The organism is Neoactinobaculum massilliense (genome assembly GCF_900604955.1).
GTDB lineage: Bacteria > Actinomycetota > Actinomycetes > Actinomycetales > Actinomycetaceae > Neoactinobaculum > Neoactinobaculum massilliense.
In genome coordinates this window covers 292,744-312,979 of sequence record NZ_UWPE01000002.1, presented here as the reverse complement: position 1 = coordinate 312,979, position 20,236 = coordinate 292,744, and the positions used below count along the sequence as shown (strand labels likewise).

The window sequence follows — 20,236 nt, the reverse complement described above, 5'->3', positions numbered from 1 at the left end:
AGTGCTACGCGACTTTACGCGAACAGCTGGTCCAACTGTGCCTTCATCTCCGGCGTGAGCCGCTCCAGCGCCGTCAGCGCGCCGAGGTTCTCCTGCAGCTGCTTCACGCTGGAAGCGCCCAGGATCACCGTGGACACGTGCGGGTTGGCTGCTACCCAGGCGAGCGCCAACTGCGCCGTCGTCACCTCAACGGTGGCGGCCATGTCCGCAAGCTTTTGCACCTTGCGCTCCACGTCTGCGTTGAGGGCGGTGTCCTTGATGAAGTCGTAACCCTTGAGGGTGGCGCGGGAGCCGGCCGGAATACCGTGCAGGTACTTACCGGAGAGCACGCCGCTGGCCAGCGGGCTCCACGTGGTGAGGCCCAGGCCGAGATCCTCGTAGAGCCGTGCAAATTCGCGTTCCACCTTGTCCCGATGAAGCAGGTTGTACTGCGGCTGCTCCATAACCGGCTTGCGCAGGTTCCGCTTGTCCGCAATATCCCAGGCGGCCCGGATCTCGTCCGCGGACCACTCGGAGGTGCCCCAGTAGAGCGCCTTGCCGGATTCCACGATGTCGCTCATGGCGTACACGGTTTCCTCCAGCGGCGTGTTCGGGTCCGGCCGGTGGCAGAACACCAGGTCCACAAAGTCCAGGCCCAGACGTTCGAGGGATCCGTCAATCGCCTGGAGGAGGTACTTGCGGTTGAGCGTGTCTTGCATATTCGGGTAGTCCCCGTGGATGCCCCAGAACAGCTTGGTGGAGATGACGTACTGCCATCGCTCCCACCCCAGTTCGCGGATGGCCTGACCCATGATTTGTTCGGACTTGCCGTTTTCGTAGACCTCAGCGTTATCGAAGAAGTTGACGCCGGCGTCTGCGGCCGCCTGAAGCTGCTCCTTCGCCAGGCCCGTATCTACTTGATTTCCGAATGTGACCCAGGAGCCGTAGCTGAACTGGGACACCTGCAGGCCCGCGGAACCGAGCCGGTTGTATGGCATTGCTGGCAGTGTGTTCATGCCTCCAGCCTAGCGATCTTGCGGCTGCCGGTGCGCTCGCCCGGGCCGGTGAGGGGCATGCCCAATTTGGGACGTTCTTCCCGCCGGAGTGATTGCCGTGGTTTTCCGACGACGTCGCCCCGCAACGTGGGGGAATGGTCACGTTTCTGGGTGGCTGGCGGGGGTGATGCCCGTTTTGCTGGGAAAACGTGCGCGGGAATGGTGAGGGTGCTATGGGTGACAAAGCGACAGCTCATTACATATGGTTGAAAAGTACATCATTGGCGTGAGATTGCGGGTTTGCGTGGGCTGCGCGATTTGATCATTTCGTGTGCGGCGAACCTAGGTGAATAACAATCAAGAATCTTAATTTGATGTGATGTCGGTCCAGTTTTGGCGCGGAATCATTTGTATGTGACGAGAGTTGCCCCCCGAAGATGTTAAAATCACTTACCAGTGAATCACGCTCTCACCCTCACCCTGGGCGTGACTGCACCTAAGGAGGTTGCTTTGAGAAAGTCAGCCAGACGCGCAATTGGCATGCTGGCGTGCATGGCCGGCATGCTCGGGGCGGGGTGGATGCTGCCCAGCGCACTCACCACGCGGGCGCACGCCGATGTTATGGCATCTCCGCAGAATCCGGGCGAGGTAGCGCTTTCTAAGACAGCCACGCCCGTGGCCGGAAAAGTCAACACGTGGGACGTGACGCTTCGCGTGGAGGGAAAGGACCGAAATACCACCACGGATATTGTGTTGGTCATTGATCGCTCCGGCTCCATGGTGAAGGACACGCCCTCCGGTTCCCCCACCAAGATGGATGAGGCGAAGGATGCGGCGGACCAATTTGCCGACGCACTTCTCACCGATAGTGCTTCGAAGAACACGCGAATTGCCGTGGTGTCCTTCGCGTCAGATGTCACCAAGGATGTGGATTTCACGAGCAGCGCGCAAACGGTCAAGGACGGCGTGGATGCGCTCTCTGCCAACGGTGGTACCTACACCCAGGCAGCAGTTCGTCAGGCTGAGAATCTCCTGGCGAGGTCGACGGCCGATAATAAGCAGATCGTTCTGCTTTCCGATGGTCTGCCCACATACTCATACGCAATTAAATCCTCGTATCAGGTGAGCGATCCGCGTACGGTCAATTACATTTCTCCGCGGAGCCCCTACGGGTGGGAGACGAACGCCAATCTACCCAAGGAGGCATTCGATTCCAGCCAGAGGGTGGGAAGCGGCAATACGGTAAACACTGACCTGTGGTACCGGAGTGACGTGGCAAATGGCTCTGGTGGGCGGCGTACTAATCCACGTGACGTCTACCAGAACCCCGCCGGGAGCGCCATCGCCGAGGCAGGATTTGCCAAGGCGGCGGGGAATAACCTCTGGACTGTGGCGGTAGATGCGGGCGATGACGGTACGGCCACGCTCGAACAGATGGCCAGCCCGGGGAAGGCATATACGGCGTCCCCGTCGGACCTCACCAGTATTTTTGAGGAGATCGCGGCAAAAATCGGCTCTGCCGTCAGTGATGCTGACGTGACGGATCCGATGGGTCCCGGCTTCGAGATTGCAGCTGCGGATGTCAGTTCCATCGCCACGGATCCGAAGACAACGGCAAGCTATGACGCGGCTACGCGTACCATCCACTGGGCGCCCGGAACGCTTACCAAACTGGTGCCGGGAACCACGGACGTGCGGTACGCGGAACTCACCTATCGAGTAACAATTAATGACTCGATTCTTGGGGAAACTCCGAACGCGGACGGCTTGTATCCGGCCAACGGCGATGCTCGGATTTCATACCTCGACGACAATGGACAGAATCAAACCAGGTCCTTTCCGGTGCCCTACGTCAATCCCGTGTTCTACTCGGTGACAAAGAAAGTGACATCCGGCGACAGTGAGGTCATCACCTCTGATACGTTTTCTATCACCGTCACCGGGCCGAACGGCTACAGCCATACCCTCCAGGTAAAGGGTGGAGAGACCACGCCGCTTCTGACGGACCTGCGCGATACGGGTACATATAAGGTGTCCGAGGCGGAAACGGATGGTTATGATTCGTCGATTGTCGTAGATGGTGCTGCGGGGTCCAGTTTCACTATTACCGATGACTCCACGGCTGACGTGCATGTGGTGGTCACCAATGCCACCGCCGCGGGTGGACTCTCGATTGTGAAGGAACTGGCGGACGGTTCGCCCGCCGGACAGTTCACCGGCACGTATACGTGCACGGCGCCTGATAGTACGCAGTCCACGGGGATCTGGTCGGTTGCGGGCGCGGGTACGGCGCAACTGACAAAGAAGACAGGCGCCAATCCCGATGCGCTGCCGGTGGGTGCCACGTGCGTGGTGACCGAGGATAGCGTGCCGGCCACCGCCGCCTATAGCTGGGATAAGCCGACCATTGATTATGGTTCCGGTGCTACGCAGGCGGTGATTGGTAAGCGTCAGACGTCCACGGTCACCATTCGCAACGCGGCGCGGGAGAATCTGGGTGCCGTGGTGTGGTCCAAAGTGGATGCGGCTGATTCTAAGGCCCTGCTGGGTGGCTCCGAGTGGCGCATCGAGGGACCAAACGGCCTCAACGCCGTGGTTGCGGATAATGTTGCGGGCACTGACGGTGTGCTCGGTGATGCGGATTCGGCGGCTGGCCAGTTCAAGGTAACAGGGCTGCCGTGGGGTCACTACGCGGTGACCGAGGTGAAGAATCCAGAATCCGGTGGGCTATACCGGTACCGCCACGTTTGAGTTTGACATCAACGCGGATACGCCGGTGGCGGGATCGAATCCTGGCGTTCTCACTGCCACGACCGATCCACTCACTAATACCAAAGCTGCCGTACCGGCTCTCCCGCTCACGGGTGGGCAGGCTGCGGATGGCTACCTCATTGCCGGTGGCGGCCTCGCGGCCGCGGCTGGGCTCCTTTACGCCATTCGGCGGCGGAGGAACTAATGATGCGGCTCACCTACGCCGGCTGTACGAGTTAAGGAGCGGCGTTCAATAAACGATATGAAAGTTTAAAAAATATTCCACCGTTGCGAATCTGCGGAGCGATCGTGGTAAAAATCGAGCGTTCGAGCGAGATTGATATCAGCATCTTCCTTTCTAGAATGTTAATATCAGTTTAGCTGAGAATGGCCTGTACCCCTCTTACTCGGGTGCAGCCTGAGATTTAAGGGGGCCGCTGTGAGAAAGATGCGGAAACGATCCATTCGTGTTCTTGCATGCGTCATCGCTGTTGTTGCTTTGCTATTAGCTGCGGTGATTACAGTCAAGGTGCCAGCACAGCGGGCGCAGGCGGACACGATGGCTACGGGAAGTACCGGCGAGAACTCGTCTGATTCCGTGGCGGCGGGATCCGAGTGCACGCCGGATGGATTGCCCGTTGATCATCACTTTCCCTCCGGCTACAGCTTGGAAGGCACGAAAGTGTGGCAGGACGATGCCAACCGGGATGGTCAGCGGAAGTCCGTCACCCTCGAGATTCGCAACGCGGATGGTTCATCCACCGGCCGGTCCACCACGATCCCGGTTGCCGCGGGTGCCTCAAATGCGAGCGACAGTTTCTCGATTGATATGGGCGGCCTTCCGGCGGATACCAATGAGTCCTATGTTCTGACGGAAACGAGCGGGGTGGACGGATACACGTCAAGCGGAGACCAGACCCTGTCGGTGGAGTACACGCCGCCCGAATTGGTGGAGGAGGGCGGTGCGCTCGCTACGAAGTGGACGCCCGCATCGACAATGAATATCCCTACCGGGCCCGCGGATACGGTCGGCTGGATTGCGGTGAAAAACGGCAGTGATTACATGCTGTGGACACCGAATGAAATTTGTGGCTCCACGCTAGATTTTCGCAATGCCATCGCATCGCTAAATAGCGATTTCAAAGTTGGTTCGGGGAAGAGCACCCCACTCGTGACGATCTACGGGGATCAAACGTTTAACGGATTTGCCGCTCATATTGATTCAGACGGAACGCTTATCGCCACCCTGGCGAATCCGAACAACTTCTCGAATGTAACGTGGGGACACTTTGTACCCGGCCACTGGGCGCTCGCTACCCCCAACGTGACGGTGACGAATACGCATGTTCCTGAGACGGTGGATGTTCAGGTAACTAAGCAATGGAGCGACGGAAATACTAACCATCAGCCCATCACCGTCAACCTGTTGGCAAACGGTGCGCCTGCCAGTACCGCGGATGGTACAGCGGTGCCGGCTCAGGACATTTCTGCCGCTGACAATTGGAGCTACACCTTCGCGGGACTTCCGAAATACCTGCCAGGGCGCGTAGGCGAGGAGATCCAATACTCTCTCACGGAGGATCCCGTTGAGGACTACACGACGGCCGTTACTGGCACGGCAACCGATACTGACAATGACGGCGTTATTAATCTGACCGTTACCAATGCTCGAAAAACCGGTTCTCTCAGCATTGCCAAGGATATTCCTGCTGATGCGCCTCAGTTTGCTACGTCAAGTACGTTCACAGGCACGTGGGCGTGTGATCTTGGTGAGCAAGAGGTAGCGTCCGGTACATGGGCCGTGACGGGTACCGGAAAGGCAACCTTAGCGGCCACTACCGGTACTGAACCGGGCGCGATCCCGGTGAAGAGTGTGTGTACCGTCAGCGAAACTACCCCGCAGGGTAATGCCGCCTACAGCTGGAACGAACCCGCCTATGACTATGGCTCCGATAGCACAACCGGCGTGAGCATTGCAGATGGCCAGACATCAACGGTCACCGTTCGCAATACTGTGCGAGAGAATCCGGGCGCCGTGGTGTGGTCCAAGGTGGATGGTGATACCAAGGCTCTCCTGGGCGGCTCGGTGTGGCAGATCGTAGGTGACAACGGCGTGACTGCTACGGTGTCCGACAACGTTGCGGGCACTGACGATGCACTCGGTGATGGGGACTCGGCGGCTGGCCAGTTCAAAGTTACCGGGCTGCCCTGGGGTCACTACACGGTGACCGAGGTGAAGAATCCGGTGGGCTATACGGGTACCGCCATGTTTGAGTTTGACATCAACGCGGATACGCCGGTGGCGGGATCAAACCCGGGTGTACTGACCGCAGCCACCGATCCGCTCACTAATACCAAAGCTGCCGTACCGGCTCTCCCGCTTACGGGTGGGCAGGCCGCGGATGGCTACCTCATTGCCGGTGGCGGCCTCGTGGCCGTAGCCGGGCTTGGCTATGTGATTCGGCGGAGGGGGAACTAATGAAAACTCCACCGCAGTGCCGGGGGCGCGCTAGCCCCCGGATACGCGAACACAGTTCTATCCGTAGTTTGGCAATCCAAAGAATAGGAAAAGATCAATTATGAAGAACACGAAGTCTCTGCTGACGGCCTTCGTGGCCGCGGTGGTGGCACTCTTCGCGGGCATTTTGGGCTTCAGCCCCGCCGCGCATGCGGATGTGCCTAGCGCCAGCCACCTCACCACGCTGGATACGTCCAAGGACGCAACGCTGATCATCCACAAGTACGCCGGCAACAATTCCGGCACCTCCAACCAGGCAGGTGAAGAAGTTTCCCCGGCACCCACGCAGAATCCGATCGCGGGCGTCACGTTCCACGTGCAGAAGGTCAACAACATTGACCTCACCACCACGGAGGGTTGGGATGCAGCCAGCGCACTACAGTCCGATGGCAGCGGCATTGACACCACTCAGCTGGGCACCGCCACGGATCTCACCACGGATGCCAATGGTGAGGCCACCGGCACCTTCCCGCTCGGTGTCTACTACGTGACTGAAACGGCACCGGCGGGCGTAACGGCGTCGGCCACCCCGTTCGTCGTCGTACTGCCGCAGCCCGCGGGCACCAAGGGCTGGAACTACTCGGTGAACGTCTACCCGAAGAACCAGGTGGACGAGGGCAACCCCACCAAGACCGTGGATGACTCCAACGCCGTGAAGGCCGGGGACATCGTCTCCTACACCCTCACCTCCGGAAACCTGGGCGGTTCCTACTCCGCCTATGAGATCACCGATACGCTGGACCCTAGTCTCGCGCTGGATGCGAACTCCATCGTGGTCAAGCTCGGTGACACCACGCTGACCGCCGATACCGATTACACCGTGAGCGGCAACTTCAAGATCGCCTTCACGCCGGCCGGCCTGGCCAAGGTGAACAGCGCCACCGCTCTCACGAAGATCACGGTAACGTTCAACGCCACCGTCACGGATGGCGGCGTCATCAACAACACCGCGTCCTTCACCAACAACTCCGGCACCACCACGGATACCAACACCGCCACCACCAAGTGGGGCAAGGTGAAGATCTCCAAGACGGATGCTGACAACGGCACGGCTCTGGCAGGTGCGGTGTTCGAGGTGTACGCCACGGATGCTGACGGCGCCAAGACGGGCAATGCGCTCTACACGCTCACCACGGACTCCCACGGCACCGTCACCTCTGACGTGCTCAAGGAAGGTAAGTACATCCTGGTTGAGACGAAGGCTCCGACCGGCTACGTGAAGGCCGCGGACACCACGGTCACCGTGACCGCGGGCGAGACGGCCGATGCCTCCATCGCATTGTCCGAGATCACGGATGCCAAGGAAACGGTTCCCGGACTGCCGCTGACCGGTGCCCAGGGCACCGCGATCCTGGTCACGGCCGGTGTGCTGCTGGTGGCGGCTGGTGCCGTACTGGCAATCGTGCGGCGGCGTTCCAACCGCGCTTAATGCTCGCGCATAGTTAATGTGATGCCCCGATTCACGTCGGGGCATCACTGCTGTCTTTACTGGGTGCTGTCGGGTGCCGGGGCGGAATAGGGAGGAAACATGAAGGGTGCACATACGCAGGCGGGGGAGCCTCGGCGGGATGACGGCGTTGCCGCGCCCCGTAAGCAGCAAACATCGCGCACCCGCCCACGCGTCAGCACCATACTTATTGCGCTCATCGCCTGGCTGGGTGTGGCGCTCGCGCTCTACCCCACGGCCGCTGGCTGGGTGTCCCAATACAACCAGTCCATGGTGATCGACAAGGCGCGATCCAGCCAAAGCAATCTTCTCCTCGACTCCCAGCGGCGCCAGGACCTCGCCGCAGCCGAGGCCTACAACGCCAACCTTTCCTCTGGCGCCATCTACCGCGCCGGTACGAACGTTCCCTCCGCGCAGGGCGATACGGCGTCGGACACCGGGTACTGGAACCTCCTCAACCCGGACAATGATGGAGTAATGGGGCGGCTCCAAATCCCCTCCATCGACGTGGACCTCCCCATCTACCACGGCACGTCGGATGATGTGCTTGCGCAGGGCATCGGCCATCTGCAGGGCACCTCACTGCCCGTGGGCGGGGAGAGTACACACGCCGTCCTTACTGGACATCGCGGCCTGGCCAGTTCGGTCCTGTTCACCTACCTCGACAGGGTGCAGAAGGGCGACACGTTCTCCGTGACCGTTGAGGGCCGCACGGCCGGCTACCGCGTGATCGACGTCCCGACCAAACCGCCTCCCTCCGCGTGCAGGAGGGCAAGGACCTGGTCACACTGGTCACGTGTACGCCGCTGGGCATCAACTCCCAGCGCATTCTGGTGACGGGCAGCCGTATTATCCCCACCCCCACTGACCTGAACGACGCCGCCAGCCGCCGCCCCGATGTTCCGCGCTTCCCGTGGTGGGCACTGATCATTGTCGGCGCCACCATCGCGGCCATCTGGTACGTCCGCAGCGACATTCCCCGGCGTACCGACCCGCGGCATCTGCGGCGCGGGTAGAGCGGGCGTCGTCGAACCGAAGCGCCGCGGGGCATACTAGGGGCGTACCAACACTGGAGGGAAGCAGCATGATCACTGCGGCACAGGCGGTATTCGAGGTTCTTGAGGCGTGGGGCGTCCGGCGCGTGTACGGGCTGCCGGGCGGTTCGCTGGGGAGCGCGCCCGCGGGTGGCATCGAGTTTGTGGACGTGTCGCACGAGGAAGTGGGGGCGTTCGCGGCATCCGCGGAGGCGAAACTGACCGGCGGGCTGGGCGTCACGTTCTCCTACGCGGGCCCCGGCGCCGCTCATCTCATCAACGGTTTGTACGACGCCGCAGCGGACCGCGCCCCCGTGCTCGCGCTGGTGGACCAGGTGTCCACCCGCCGCATGAATACGGACTTTTTCCAGGAGATGCCGGAGAATCCCATGTTCGCGGACGTGGCTGTTTTTAATCGGACTGCCACATCCGCGGCCGGGCTGCCCGGACTGGTGGACCGCGCCGCCCGGGCCGCGGTGACGCAGCGAGGCGTGGCCGTGGTGGTGATCCCCGCGGATATCGGCCAGGCCGAAATTGAGGACACCTACCAGAGCGTGGCGCCCGCGCTGCTGGATGCTTCGACGGCCGCTGGAGGCACCGCGGACGTTGCCGTGGTGGACGTGGAATCCGCGCTCGATATTCTGCGCGGCGCCGAACGCCCGCTCATCTTCTTCGGGCGCGGGGCCGCCGGCGGAGGCGAGGCGCTGGGGCGACTGGCAAAGCGGCTCGGTGCGCCCCTGGTTTCTTCCTACCTTGGCAAGGGTATCGCCACCGGGCCCGCCTACCTGGGGGTGTCCGGGCGGCTCGGCACCAAGGCGGCCAACGACGCCGTACGTGCAGCCGACGCGGTGCTCTATGTGGGCACGCGCATGGAATTCCCGGTTTTTGCGCCCGGCGCCATCTTCATTGATGTCAACGTGAACGCGGCGGATCTGGGGCTTCACCACACGCCGGCTCTGGCGGTGCAGGCGGATGCGGCTGCGTTCCTGGAGGCATTGGCGGACGCGGCGGAGGCGAAGTCGGCTGGGACGGATTCTGCGGGGGTTGCTTCTGCCGGGACTGAGGCGAAGTCGGCCGGGGCGGATGCGGCCGGCAATACGTCCGCACACGCCGCATGGCTGGCTGCCCTGATCGAGGATCGTGAACAGTGGGAGGGGTGGCTCGAAGCGCGCACCCGGGCCGGTGCGGATGCGAGCCCGGTCCCCATTGCGCCGCTCATGCGGGCAATTAACGCTGCGGCCGCGGAGGATGCGGTGTTCGGCGTCGACGTCGGATCCATCAACATCTACACCGGCCAGCTCCTCGACCTCGCCGGTAGGCGCACCATGATCGCCTCCGCCCTGTATGGCACCATGGGCTTCGGCATGCCCGCCGGTATCGCTGCCGCGCTCGCCACCGACCGTCAGGTGTGGACGCTCTCCGGCGACGGCGGCGCCACCATGGTGTTCCAGGCACTCACCACCATGGCCAACGCACACCTGCCCATTATCAACGTGGTATTTTCCAACAACGCGCTTGCCTTCCATTCCGGCGACGCCGCCGCGGCGGGCGCCCGCGTCACCGCCAGCCAGGCTGACGATGCGCCCGCCGCGAAGGCCACCCTTGATCGCGCAACACTGCGGGCTCAGGCCTCCACGGACAGCCCGTACCCCACTGATTTCGCGGCCATCGCCGAAGCCATGGGTGTGCGTGGATATACGGTGCGGCATGCGGGGGACCTCGAGCGCGTGTTTAGCGAGGTGGCGGGCACGGAGGAGCCCGTGCTCGTGGATGTCAAGATTTCCAAGGCGCCGGCACTGCCCGTCACCGCTTTCCCGCTGCACGCCACTGATCGCAGCGATTTCGCCGAGTTCCAGCGGGTGTATCACGCCGAAGAGCTGGAGCCGCTCGGCGCGATCGCGGCCCGCCACGGCCTGCGTCTGTAGTTGCTGCCGGGCCGGCGGGCGCGGACGCGGAGCCGGTGTGGACTGCGGGGCCGGTGTGGAATGCGGGGCCGGTGTGGAATGCGGGCGGCTGCGTTGGGTCCCCTTGCGGGTTTGTGCGCCGATAAAGCTGGTTGTGGGCCGCGGGGCGGTCCGCAACGGTGCATAGTGGCGCACAAGTTTGTGGAGTGTGCGGGTGGTTGGTGTGGAGGCTGGCTGGGCGCACGAGTTTGTGGGGTAAGTAGGCAGTGGCGGGCGGGGACGCGAAACCGGCGGACGGACTGCGGGGCCGGGGCGGGCTGACGGCGTCGTCGTACCGCAATGTGTGCCAGAATCGGAGCGTGCTTCTCTCCGATGTGGATATTCGTGCCGCCGTAGACGCCGGGGACATCCGGCTGGACCCGTGGGACCCGGCGATGGTGCAGCCGTCCTCGATCGATATTCATCTGGACCGCTTCTTCCGCCTGTTCGACAACCATAAATACCCGGTTATTGACCCGGCGGTGGATCAATCCGACCTCACGCGACTCGTCGAGGTCCCAGCGGACGGCGAATTTGTGCTGCACCCCGGCGAATTCGTGCTCGGCTCCACGTTTGAGGCCATCACGCTCTCCGCGGCGGTGGCGGCCCGCCTCGAAGGAAAATCCTCGCTGGGGCGGCTCGGCCTGCTCACGCACTCCACCGCCGGATTCATCGACCCGGGATTCTCCGGGCACGTCACGCTCGAGCTCTCCAACACCGCCACGATGCCCATCAAGCTCTATCCGGGCATGAAGGTGGGGCAGTTCTGCTTCTTCCAGCTCTCCTCGCCGGCGCAGGACCCCTACGGCAGCGGGGCGGCCGGGTCCCACTATCAGGGGCAGCGGGGGCCGACGGCGTCGCGCTCCCACATCGCGTTTCACCGCATCAACGTGGGCGAGGCCGAGTAGGGCCGCGCGGTTGGTTCGGGCGACTGCTGTGCGTGAGTCGGGCGTGGGCGGTACGGGACGGCCGGGCGTGGGCGCTGCCGCATAGTCGGCCGTGGCGCTTGCCAGGGGCTGACCGGCGGTGGTGCTTGCTGCCGGATGACGTTCGATGCGGGATGACCAGCGGTGGTGCTCGCTAGGGGATAACGCTCACGACGGGATTAACCGGCCGATTCAGCGGGTTGGTGCGTAACGGTCGTCCATCCGCACCCGCCGCCCACCTGGGGCCATGTGGCGTAGATAAAAGCGCCTATTATGCGCTCATGTGGTGGCGCTCATTGTGACGGGCGGAACTGATTCCATAAAATAACCCTTGGTTTTCGTTGCCGCGTGCTCGCGGTAGTACTGGTGGTGGCGGGCGTTGGCAGCCGTTGCGCCTGTGTGGGAGGCGGTGGCCGGTGGGGCGCGCGCCGTCGTCGGGCCACCTGGCTCCAGTGCTAGCTAGCGGCTCCGCCCCACTAAAAAGCTAATAACGTTCGATCGCGAGCGGGCCCGCCGGCCTCACTTCCGGCCGGGTCCCGGCCCAGTCCCGGAGGATTATGTTTCTACTGCTGCCCCTCTTCTTCATCGGAGCGCTCCTCGCGCCTCTCGTGATGCGTCGGGGCAGGCTGGGATTCGCGGTGCTGGCACTCATCCCGGCGGTGGCGTTCGGCTGGCTCGCCACCCTCATTCCACGGGTGGCCGCGGGCCGCCCGTACACCGAGCGGATTGCCTGGGTGCCGCAACTGGGTATGAACCTTGACGTCCGAATCGACGCCCTGTCCCTACTTCTCGCGCTCATCGCCACCGGTGTTGGCGCCCTCGTCATGATCTACTCGGCGCGCTATTTTGCCCCGCGCGCCTCCTACCTGGGACGGTTCGCGGCCGTGTTTGTGGCATTCGCGGGCGCCATGCTGGGCCTGGTGACCGTGGACAATACGGTGGCTCTCTACATTTTCTGGGAACTCACCACCGTGTTCTCCTTCCTCCTCATCGGCCACTATTCAGACCGTCCTTCCTCGCGCCGCGCGGCGATTCAGGCACTCATCGTCACCACGACGGGCGGGCTGGCCATGCTGGCCGGCATTGTCATGCTGGGTACCGCGCCGGGTGGCAGCTTCTCGCTCCATGGCCTCGTATCGGCGGCGCTGTCGGGGGCGCTTCGCATGGACGGCGTCACCACGGCCGCCATTGTGCTGGTGCTGGCCGGCGCATTCTCAAAATCCGCCCTCATCCCCGTTCACTTCTGGCTGCCGGCCGCCATGGCCGCGCCGACGCCCGTGTCCGCCTACCTTCACTCCTCGGCCATGGTGAAGGCCGGCGTGTACCTGGTGGCCCGGCTGGCTCCCGGTTTTGCGGCGCTGCCTGCGTGGCACTGGCTGGTGATGGTGTGCGGCATCGGCACGCTGCTGGTGGGTGGCTACCGAGCGCTGGGGCAGGTGGACATCAAGCTGGTGATTGCGTTTGGCACCGTTTCCCAGCTGGGGCTCATCACCCTGCTGGTGGGTTACGGTACCCGGGCCATGCTGCTGGCGGGCCTCATGCTGCTTCTCGCCCACTCGCTCTTTAAATCCGCACTATTCCTTTCGGTGGGCATCGTGGACGTAGCCACCGGCACGCGTGACCTGCGTGAGCTTTCCGGCATCGGCCGCCGCCTCCCGTGGGTGGCCGCGTTCGCCGGCCTGGCGGACCTGTCGATGATGGGTATCCCGCCGTTCGCCGGCTTTGTGGCCAAGGAGGGCGCGCTCGCGTCGCTGTGGGGCGGAAGCCCGGAGGACTGGCTGACACTGGTGGCCATTGCCGCTGGCTCCGCACTCACCGTGGGGTACGGCCTGCGCTTCTGGTGGGGTGCGTTCTGCCGCAAGCCCGAGGTTGAGGACACCCCGATCGGCCGCGTGTCGCTCCTCACTGTCACGCCGGTGGGGATCCTGGCGCTGGCCAGCCTAGCCGCGGGCCTGTGCGTCTCTCCGCTCACCGGGTTCCTTGCCGGATACGCGAACGCGTACGACGCCGCAGCGTCCAGCACTGCTCGGGGTGTTACCGGCGCGTCGGCTGCCACGGTGGGATTGGCCGGCCCCGAGGCACACCCCCTGCACGTGTGGGGCGGCTGGAATGGCCCGCTGGTGGTCACGGCCATCATCATCGTGGCCGGTGTGCTGATCTTTGCCGGGCGTTACCGCTGGGTAGCCTTCGCCGAGGGGCACGAGTTCCCCATCTCCGCCACCCGCGTGTACCAGGGCCTTATCGCCGCGATCGAGCGTGGTTCCACCCATCTGACCGCCCGCTACCAGAACGGCTCACTGCCCCGCTACCTCACCACGATCTTCGGTTTCCTTTGCCTGGCCATCATCGCCGGGTTGTGTGCGGTGCACCCCCAGCTGCCGGCCGGTATTCGTATCGCCGATTCGTGGCCGCAGGCGGTGGTGGCCACGCTGGGGATTGTGGCGGCGTTCCTGGCCGCCCGCGCTCGGCGCCGGCTGAAGGCCGTGCTACTCCTCGGCGTTTCCGGATACGCGGTGGCACTGATTTTCCAGCTGTACGGTGCCCCGGACCTTGCCCTCACCCAGGTGCTTGCGGAAACGCTCAGCCTGGTGGTGTTCGTGCTGGTGCTGCGCCGGCTCCCACCCTACTTTTCGGGGCGTCGGGGCCGCGTGCCGCGACGACGTCGTATTGCCCTCGCCACGGTAGTGGGCGCACTATTCGCGTTCCTCGCCTGGGTGGCGGTGGGGGCTCGGACAGCCGAGCCGATCTGGCACCTGTTTGGCGCGGAAGCCTACGGCTTCGGTTACGGCACCAACGTGGTGAACGTGACGCTGGTGGACGTGCGTGCGTGGGACACGATGGGGGAGACCTCGGTGCTGGTGATGTGTGCCGTGGGTATCGCCTCGCTCCTCTTTGTGCGCGATCAGCGGGGCGGCATGGACCGGTTCCGCAACCTGCTGGGTGCGGCGCAGCTGCGTGAAAAGCGGCGCGCCTACCTGGAGGAGCATGGCACCGCCGAACTGACGGAACGCCTCCGCGCCGAAAAAGATGAACCGGGGCGTGGGCGAGACTGGCTGTCCGCCTCCTGGCGGCTGCGCGATCACCCGGAGCGTCGCACGGTTCTGCTGGAAATCGGGACCCGACTCATCTACCACTCGATTCTGGTGGTCTCACTGTTCCTGCTGTTCACCGGCCACAATGCGCCGGGCGGCGGCTTCGCGGGCGGCCTCCTGGCGGGCATCGCGCTGGTGCTGCGCTATTTGGCCGGAGGCCGCTTCGAGCTGGGTGCTGCCCTTCCCGAGCTGCCGGCAAAACTGCTGGGCTGGGGACTCATGTTCATCACCCTGCACGTGGTGGCGCCGCTATTCTTTGGCGGCGTCCCCATGCAGACGGTGGCGCTGGACTGGCACATGAACATATTCGGCCACGTGCACATGACCACCGCCCTGTTCTTTGACATCGGGGTGTACCTGGCCGTGGTGGGCTTGGTGGCCGAAATCCTCCGCTCGCTGGGCGGGGAAGTGGATCGCCACGGCCAGCTGGAGCACCTGGAGGGCGGAAACATGAGGATTCGGCCCGGCGAGGATACCCGTCGTCAGATTGCCGAGGAGATGCGCGGCGAGGCCGAACTGCGCGAGCGGACCGGAAGCGAGGAGCCCGGCCGCGGAGATACCGGCGGTGAACCGGTGGGGCCTGACGGTGCGGCTGAGCCGAGTGATGTGGCCGGACCTGATAACTCGGCTGAGCCCGGTGGCGTGGCCGGACCCGGTGGCGTGGCCGGACCCGGTGGCGTGGCCGGACCCGACAGCTCGGCTGAGCCTGACGAACCGGCTCGCGCCGACGTCGTCCCTACAACTACACGCGGAGAGGAGCGGTAATGCACAGCTCGCTGGCACTCATTCTTTTATGCGGCGCGCTCGTTGGGATCGGGTTTTACCTTATCCTTGAGCGCTCACTTTCCCGCGTGATCATCGGGCTTTCCTGCATGGCCAACGGTGTGAACGTGCTGTTCCTCATCGCGGGCGGCCGCTCCGGTAGCTCGCCGTTTGTGGGCGGGGCGGAGCAGGGAACGTGGGCGGATCCGCTGGCCATGGCTATGATGCTCACCTCGATCGTCATCACGCTGGCCACCACGGGCTTCCTGCTCGCCATGGCGTACCGTACCTGGCAGCTGCGGGACAATGACCGCGTCCGGGACGACGTCGAAGACCGTGCCATCGCACTTCGTTCCGAACTGGCGCTGCAGGCGGACGGTGAGACCCGGAGCGAATCCGGCACGGACGGCGAGGAAGTCACCGGGGAATTCCACGACGAGACGGACTCCGACGTGCCAGCTACGGCCGGGGGCCGGGCATGGACCCTGCGCCCAGCCGTGACCGTGGGGCGGCGTCGGAATACGAAGGCGTGGCGGCGGCGCAGGAAGGCGCGCGCACGGCGTCGGGCGATTATCTCCAACCCCAACGCGAACGTAGGAGAGGACGGGCGCGAATGACGGCACTACTTCCCCTCCCGATCGTGCTGCCGCTGCTGGCAGCGGGCGTGCTCCTGGCGCTCGGACGGCACCGGCGTATCCAAGCCGTGGTGGCCGTGAGCCTCCTGGGTGCAGTGCTGGCGATTGCCGTGGCACTTCTCGTGGCCGCGCTGGACGGACCCGTGGTGCTGGACGTGGGCAACTGGGCGGCGCCGGTGGGTATCACCCTGGTGGCGGACAAGCTCTCCACCATCATGCTGGTAACTTCCGTGACGGTCACGCTCATCGTGCTCATCTACTCGATCTTCCAGGGCGTGGCCGACGGCGAGAGCGGTGCACCCACCTCCGTGTACTACCCGGCGTTCATGGTGCTGTCCGCGGGCGTGTCGGACGCGTTCCTCACCGGGGACCTGTTCAACATGTACGTGGGCTTCGAGATTCTGCTGGTCGCCTCCTTTGTGCTGCTCACCATGGGCGGCACGGTGGGGCGGATGCGTTCCGGTTCCGTGTACGTCATCGTGTCCATGGTCTCCTCCACTATCTTCCTCACCGCGCTGGGGCTGGTGTACGCGGCCACCGGCACCGTGAATTTGGCGGATCTGGCCGTCAAACTGCCGCAGATTGACCCGGGCGTGAATCTGGCCATCGAGATCATGCTGCTCACCGCCTTCGGGCTCAAGGCCGCCATTTTCCCGCTGTCCGCCTGGCTTCCGGATTCCTATCCGACGGCGTCCGGTCCGGTCACCGCCGTGTTCGCCGGGCTGCTCACCAAGGTGGGCGTGTACGCGATTATTCGCGTGGAAACCCTGCTGTTCCCGGCGGGGCGGCTGGACGAGGCGCTCGCGGTCATCGCCATTCTCACCATGCTGGTGGGGATTGCGGGGGCCATGGCGCAGGACAACGTCAAGCGACTGCTGTCCTTCACGCTGGTGTCCCACATTGGCTATCTCATTTGGGGCGTGGCGATTTCCACCGAGGCGGGGCTTTCCTCCACGATCTTCTACGCCGTGCACCATATCGTGGTGCAGACGGCGCTGTTCCTCGTGGCCGGGCTGATCGGGTGGGTGGCCGGCACCACCTCGCTCACGCGGCTCGGATCCATCATGAAAGCCGCGCCGGCGGTGGCCGTACTCTACTTCATCCCGGCGCTGTCCCTGGGAGGAATTCCGCCGCTGTCCGGGTTCCTCGGGAAGATCGGGCTGCTGGAGGCGTCCGCCGCGCGCGGTACATGGTGGGATTGGGCGCTCATAGCCGCCGGGCTGGTCACTTCGCTGCTCACGCTGTATGCCATGATCCGCGTGTGGAACATGGCGTTCTGGCAGGAGGCGCCGGCGCAGCTGCCGGCCGCCCGCTACCCGCGCGGGATGGTGAGCGTGGCCGGCGTGCTGGTGGCGCTGGTGCTTGCCATCACCGTGTTCGCCGCACCCCTGCGCGGGCTGACGGACCGTGCTGCCGCCGAGCTGAACGCTCGCACCCCCTACATCACCGCCGTGCTGCCCGAGGGCGGCCGTGGAAACGGCATTTCGCCGCGTGAGGCGGATTTGCCGGATGAGTGGCACGCGCCTGATGAGGGCCGGACATCCGGGGAGAATCGGACGCCGGATGAAGGCCGGACGCCGGGTGCTGATCCCGAGGCAACGGCGAGCGCTACGGCCGGTGACGAGGTGACGACGGATGCGGCGCCCGGTGCCGGCGCCACTGCCGAAGTAACGAGTGGCGCGCCGCAGGGAGTGCTGACGCCGGGGAAGGGACGGATGCTGGCCGGAAACGGTGCCACGGCGCCGGTTGCGACTCGCACGTCCGCAAGCACGCAGGTAGAAGACGTGTTCACAGTTCGCGAGATGGCGGCGTCGTCCACAACCGGGCAGGGTGTGCCGACGGCTGTGGCAACTCATACCTCCGCAAGCACGCAGGTACGGGGCGCGTTCACAGTTCGCGAGATGGCGGCGTCGTCCACAACCGGGGCCACGCCCGCGCGCTTCGTACTGGCGGGCACGATAACGTCAGGAGGGATCGATGAGTAGCAAGTTTGACGCTGTGCGGCTCGCGACGCGGCGGCCCAGCCGCTTTCCCAAGGCGAGCCTGGGTTCGCTGCTGTGGCTGACCGCTGTGTGGGTGCTGCTGTGGGGGCAGTTCACGCCCGCAAACCTGGCCGCCGGGTTGCTGGTGGCGCTCCTGGTCACCACGGTGTCGCCGTTCCCCGCTACCGCCTACGACGGTCGATTCCGCGTGCTCGGGTTGGCGCGGCTGGTGGGCGTATTCCTGCGGGATCTCACGGTGGCCTCCGTGGAACAGGCCGCGTTCATACTCACGCGGAAGAAACCGCGTGGGGCCGTGATCCGCGTGCAGCTGCGCTCTGAATCAGACGTGTACCTGGCGCTGACGGCCGGGCTATCTACGCTGGTGCCGGGCACGCTGGTGATTGACACGGATGCCCTATCTGGCACGCTGTACATCCACATTTTTGACGTGAAAATGGCGGGCGGCGCCTCTCGCGCTCACCAGGATGTACTGGATCTAGAGGAACGCGTGCTGCGGGCCTTCGCCACCGACGCCGAGCTGGTGCGCGCCGGGTTTGTGCCCGGTTCTCTGCCGAGTGCCGGACAGTTGCCTACGCCATTTGCGCCGGCGCCGGACCATGCGGAGGCCGTGGAGACGGTGGAGTCTGTGGAGCATACGGAGGTGGCGGACCAGACTGGTGCGGGAGATTTAGCCGAACGTGCGGGGAAGCGTGCGGGTGCCGGGGCTCGGGCCGGGGTCCGTACTGGTGGAACGGGTGCGGTTGAGCGCAGGGAAGCCGGGGACGCTGAACGTTCCACCGACGCGAGCCGAGCCAGCGACGTCGTACAGGAAGGAGGCGCGGCATGAACGTGGTGCTGACAATTTGCGGCGTGGCGCTGGCAATTTCGGCCGGGCTGGTGCTGATCCGTATTGAGAAGGGGCCCACGTCTCTGGACCGCGCTGGCACGGTGGACGTGATGACCTCCATCCTGGTGGCCGCGATTGCCCTGCTGGCCGCGGCGACGCGACGCCCAGACCTGCTGGTGGTGCTCGTTGTGGTGGCGGGCGTGGGCTTCATTGGTTCGGTGGCTGTGGCACGTTTTGCGCGCGGTGTGGACCGGGCCGATCCGCGTGGCCTGGTACGTGAGGCGCAGGATTTGGCCTCTGACGCCCAGGACGACGACGATTCCGTAGCGCCGGTACACGACGTCGACGCGGTGGCTGACGGTGACGTGAGGGACGATGGCGACGTGGGGGCTGATGGTGACGACGTAGGCGGTGCGGATGATCGAGATGGCGCGGGTAGTTTAGCTGGTGTGGATGGCTCGGCTGGTGCGGATAGCTCGGCTGGCCGTGCGCCCGCGGAAGGAGGCCGCGCATGATCTGGGACGTGATCGGAGCAGTGCTGCTGCTGGGCGGATCCGCGCTGACGCTGGTGGCCGCCGTGGGCATGTACCGCTACCGGGACCTTATGACCCGGCAGCATGTGGCCACGAAGCCGCAGGTATTGTCACTCATTCTGTTTCTCATGGGCGCCGCCTGTCTCGTGCGGGACCCGGCGATGACATGGACCATGGTGCTGGTGTGTCTGCTGCAGTTGATCACCTCGCCGATCTCGGCACACCTGCTATCACGGGCTGCCTACCGGAACGGATTGGTGGATTCGGACGCGCTCATTACCGACGAGTTGCGCGAGGACCTGCATGCGGTGGACGCCGACGGCTCCAAGCATGCGGGTTCCTAGGCTGATGCTGATGGCTCCCCCCCCCGCGAGCCACTAGCCCGGTCACGTCCGCAGTTGCCCCGGAGCCTGGCCGGGTCGGAGCGGACAGCGCGCAGCTGTACCCGCCACTCCATCCTCCCGCCCCGCCGGATCTTAATCACCCGCTGCACCGCCCGATTCCGCGGATTCTCGTCGGTTATTGTTTGCTCGCCCACCGCCCGCTTCGCCCGCTTCTCCACCGCCCCTCCGCTCGCTGAGTTGATGGTTTTCTCTTGAGTTGACGGTGAGTGCCCGGTTTGGGGGCTTGGGAGGGGTCGGAACCGGAAGTTTTCCGTCAACTCAAGAGTTTCGTTACCGTTCAGCGGCCTGCCAGGGTGGGGCCTGGAGCTAGACGGCGGGTTGGAGTACCAATAGGCCGCCTCACCCATCTCAACCGCCTCGCCCGCTTCTCCACCACCCCTCCACGCGC

General features: G+C 64.4%; 14 protein-coding genes and 1 pseudogene. 14 read left to right on the top strand and 1 reads right to left on the bottom strand.

What is annotated here, in order from left to right:
* Positions 1-14 precede the first annotated feature (14 nt).
* Positions 15-995 (bottom strand): aldo/keto reductase, encoded by a 981-nt coding sequence (locus tag EIH27_RS07590; RefSeq protein WP_206424915.1) that lies wholly within the window; start codon positions 993-995, stop codon positions 15-17.
* Positions 996-1,484: 489 nt separating this feature from the next.
* Here EIH27_RS07590 and EIH27_RS07585 point away from each other — a divergent pair, with 489 nt between their 5' ends.
* The 14 genes and pseudogenes from EIH27_RS07585 to mnhG all read left to right on the top strand — a co-directional run bounded on the left by EIH27_RS07585 (position 1,485) and on the right by mnhG (position 19,788).
* Entirely contained in the window at positions 1,485-3,725 is a 2,241-nt protein-coding gene (locus EIH27_RS07585) for a VWA domain-containing protein (protein WP_124040376.1), read from the top strand.
* On the top strand, positions 3,697-3,930 hold the full coding sequence (locus EIH27_RS07580) for an LPXTG cell wall anchor domain-containing protein (protein ID WP_241153036.1): 234 nt from the start codon (positions 3,697-3,699) through the stop codon (positions 3,928-3,930). The genes EIH27_RS07585 and EIH27_RS07580 overlap by 29 nt, the downstream gene beginning before the upstream one ends.
* Before the next feature lie 243 nt (positions 3,931-4,173).
* Positions 4,174-6,204, top strand: a complete 2,031-nt coding sequence (locus EIH27_RS07575; RefSeq protein ID WP_241153046.1) for a Cna B-type domain-containing protein — start codon at positions 4,174-4,176, stop codon at positions 6,202-6,204.
* Between the two features lie 100 nt (positions 6,205-6,304).
* The gene (locus EIH27_RS07570; RefSeq protein WP_124040439.1) at positions 6,305-7,672 is read left to right on the top strand and encodes a SpaH/EbpB family LPXTG-anchored major pilin; all 1,368 of its coding nucleotides are present in this window, start codon (positions 6,305-6,307) and stop codon (positions 7,670-7,672) included.
* A 99-nt stretch (positions 7,673-7,771) separates the two neighbouring features.
* Positions 7,772-8,496 (top strand): annotated as a pseudogene (locus tag EIH27_RS07565) (class C sortase); the annotation flags it as partial.
* A gap of 27 nt (positions 8,497-8,523) precedes the next feature.
* On the top strand, positions 8,524-8,706 hold the full coding sequence (locus EIH27_RS08030) for a hypothetical protein (RefSeq protein ID WP_241153047.1): 183 nt from the start codon (positions 8,524-8,526) through the stop codon (positions 8,704-8,706).
* Between the two features lie 68 nt (positions 8,707-8,774).
* Positions 8,775-10,649 (top strand): thiamine pyrophosphate-dependent enzyme, encoded by a 1,875-nt coding sequence (locus tag EIH27_RS08070; protein WP_124040373.1) that lies wholly within the window; start codon positions 8,775-8,777, stop codon positions 10,647-10,649.
* A 338-nt stretch (positions 10,650-10,987) separates the two neighbouring features.
* A complete protein-coding gene (gene dcd, locus EIH27_RS07555) occupies positions 10,988-11,575 on the top strand; it encodes a dCTP deaminase (RefSeq protein WP_124040372.1) in 588 nt (195 codons plus the stop codon).
* Between the two features lie 575 nt (positions 11,576-12,150).
* Positions 12,151-15,450 carry a Na+/H+ antiporter subunit A gene (locus EIH27_RS07550; protein WP_206424914.1) on the top strand — a complete coding sequence of 1,100 codons (3,300 nt, stop codon included), beginning with the start codon at positions 12,151-12,153 and terminating at the stop codon, positions 15,448-15,450.
* Entirely contained in the window at positions 15,450-16,064 is a 615-nt protein-coding gene (locus tag EIH27_RS07545) for a Na(+)/H(+) antiporter subunit C (RefSeq protein ID WP_124040371.1), read from the top strand. The genes EIH27_RS07550 and EIH27_RS07545 overlap by 1 nt, the downstream gene beginning before the upstream one ends.
* A complete protein-coding gene (locus EIH27_RS07540; RefSeq protein WP_241153035.1) occupies positions 16,061-18,067 on the top strand; it encodes a Na+/H+ antiporter subunit D in 2,007 nt (668 codons plus the stop codon). The genes EIH27_RS07545 and EIH27_RS07540 overlap by 4 nt, the downstream gene beginning before the upstream one ends.
* Positions 18,060-18,911: a Na+/H+ antiporter subunit E gene (locus EIH27_RS07535; RefSeq protein ID WP_124040370.1), complete on the top strand. Its 852-nt coding sequence runs from the start codon at positions 18,060-18,062 to the stop codon at positions 18,909-18,911. The genes EIH27_RS07540 and EIH27_RS07535 overlap by 8 nt, the downstream gene beginning before the upstream one ends.
* Positions 18,908-19,426: an MrpF/PhaF family protein gene (locus tag EIH27_RS07530; RefSeq protein WP_124040369.1), complete on the top strand. Its 519-nt coding sequence runs from the start codon at positions 18,908-18,910 to the stop codon at positions 19,424-19,426. Before EIH27_RS07535 ends, EIH27_RS07530 begins: the two co-directional genes overlap by 4 nt.
* A complete protein-coding gene (mnhG, locus tag EIH27_RS07525) occupies positions 19,423-19,788 on the top strand; it encodes a monovalent cation/H(+) antiporter subunit G (protein ID WP_124040368.1) in 366 nt (121 codons plus the stop codon). The genes EIH27_RS07530 and mnhG overlap by 4 nt, the downstream gene beginning before the upstream one ends.
* The last annotated feature ends 448 nt before the right edge of the window (positions 19,789-20,236 follow it).

What these genes read in the sequence shown, in the direction of transcription:
- EIH27_RS07550 (WP_206424914.1), top strand. Translation starts at nt 12,151, where the DNA reads ATGTTTCTACTGCTGCCCCTCTTCTTCATCGGAGCGCTCCTCGCGCCT.
- EIH27_RS07570 (WP_124040439.1), top strand. Translation starts at nt 6,305, where the DNA reads ATGAAGAACACGAAGTCTCTGCTGACGGCCTTCGTGGCCGCGGTGGTG.
- mnhG (WP_124040368.1), top strand. Translation starts at nt 19,423, where the DNA reads ATGATCTGGGACGTGATCGGAGCAGTGCTGCTGCTGGGCGGATCCGCG.
- EIH27_RS07530 (WP_124040369.1), top strand. Translation starts at nt 18,908, where the DNA reads ATGAACGTGGTGCTGACAATTTGCGGCGTGGCGCTGGCAATTTCGGCC.
- EIH27_RS08070 (WP_124040373.1), top strand. Translation starts at nt 8,775, where the DNA reads ATGATCACTGCGGCACAGGCGGTATTCGAGGTTCTTGAGGCGTGGGGC.
- EIH27_RS07535 (WP_124040370.1), top strand. Translation starts at nt 18,060, where the DNA reads ATGAGTAGCAAGTTTGACGCTGTGCGGCTCGCGACGCGGCGGCCCAGC.
- EIH27_RS07540 (WP_241153035.1), top strand. Translation starts at nt 16,061, where the DNA reads ATGACGGCACTACTTCCCCTCCCGATCGTGCTGCCGCTGCTGGCAGCG.
- EIH27_RS07590 (WP_206424915.1), bottom strand. Translation starts at nt 995, where the DNA reads ATGAACACACTGCCAGCAATGCCATACAACCGGCTCGGTTCCGCGGGC.
- EIH27_RS07545 (WP_124040371.1), top strand. Translation starts at nt 15,450, where the DNA reads ATGCACAGCTCGCTGGCACTCATTCTTTTATGCGGCGCGCTCGTTGGG.
- EIH27_RS07575 (WP_241153046.1), top strand. Translation starts at nt 4,174, where the DNA reads ATGCGGAAACGATCCATTCGTGTTCTTGCATGCGTCATCGCTGTTGTT.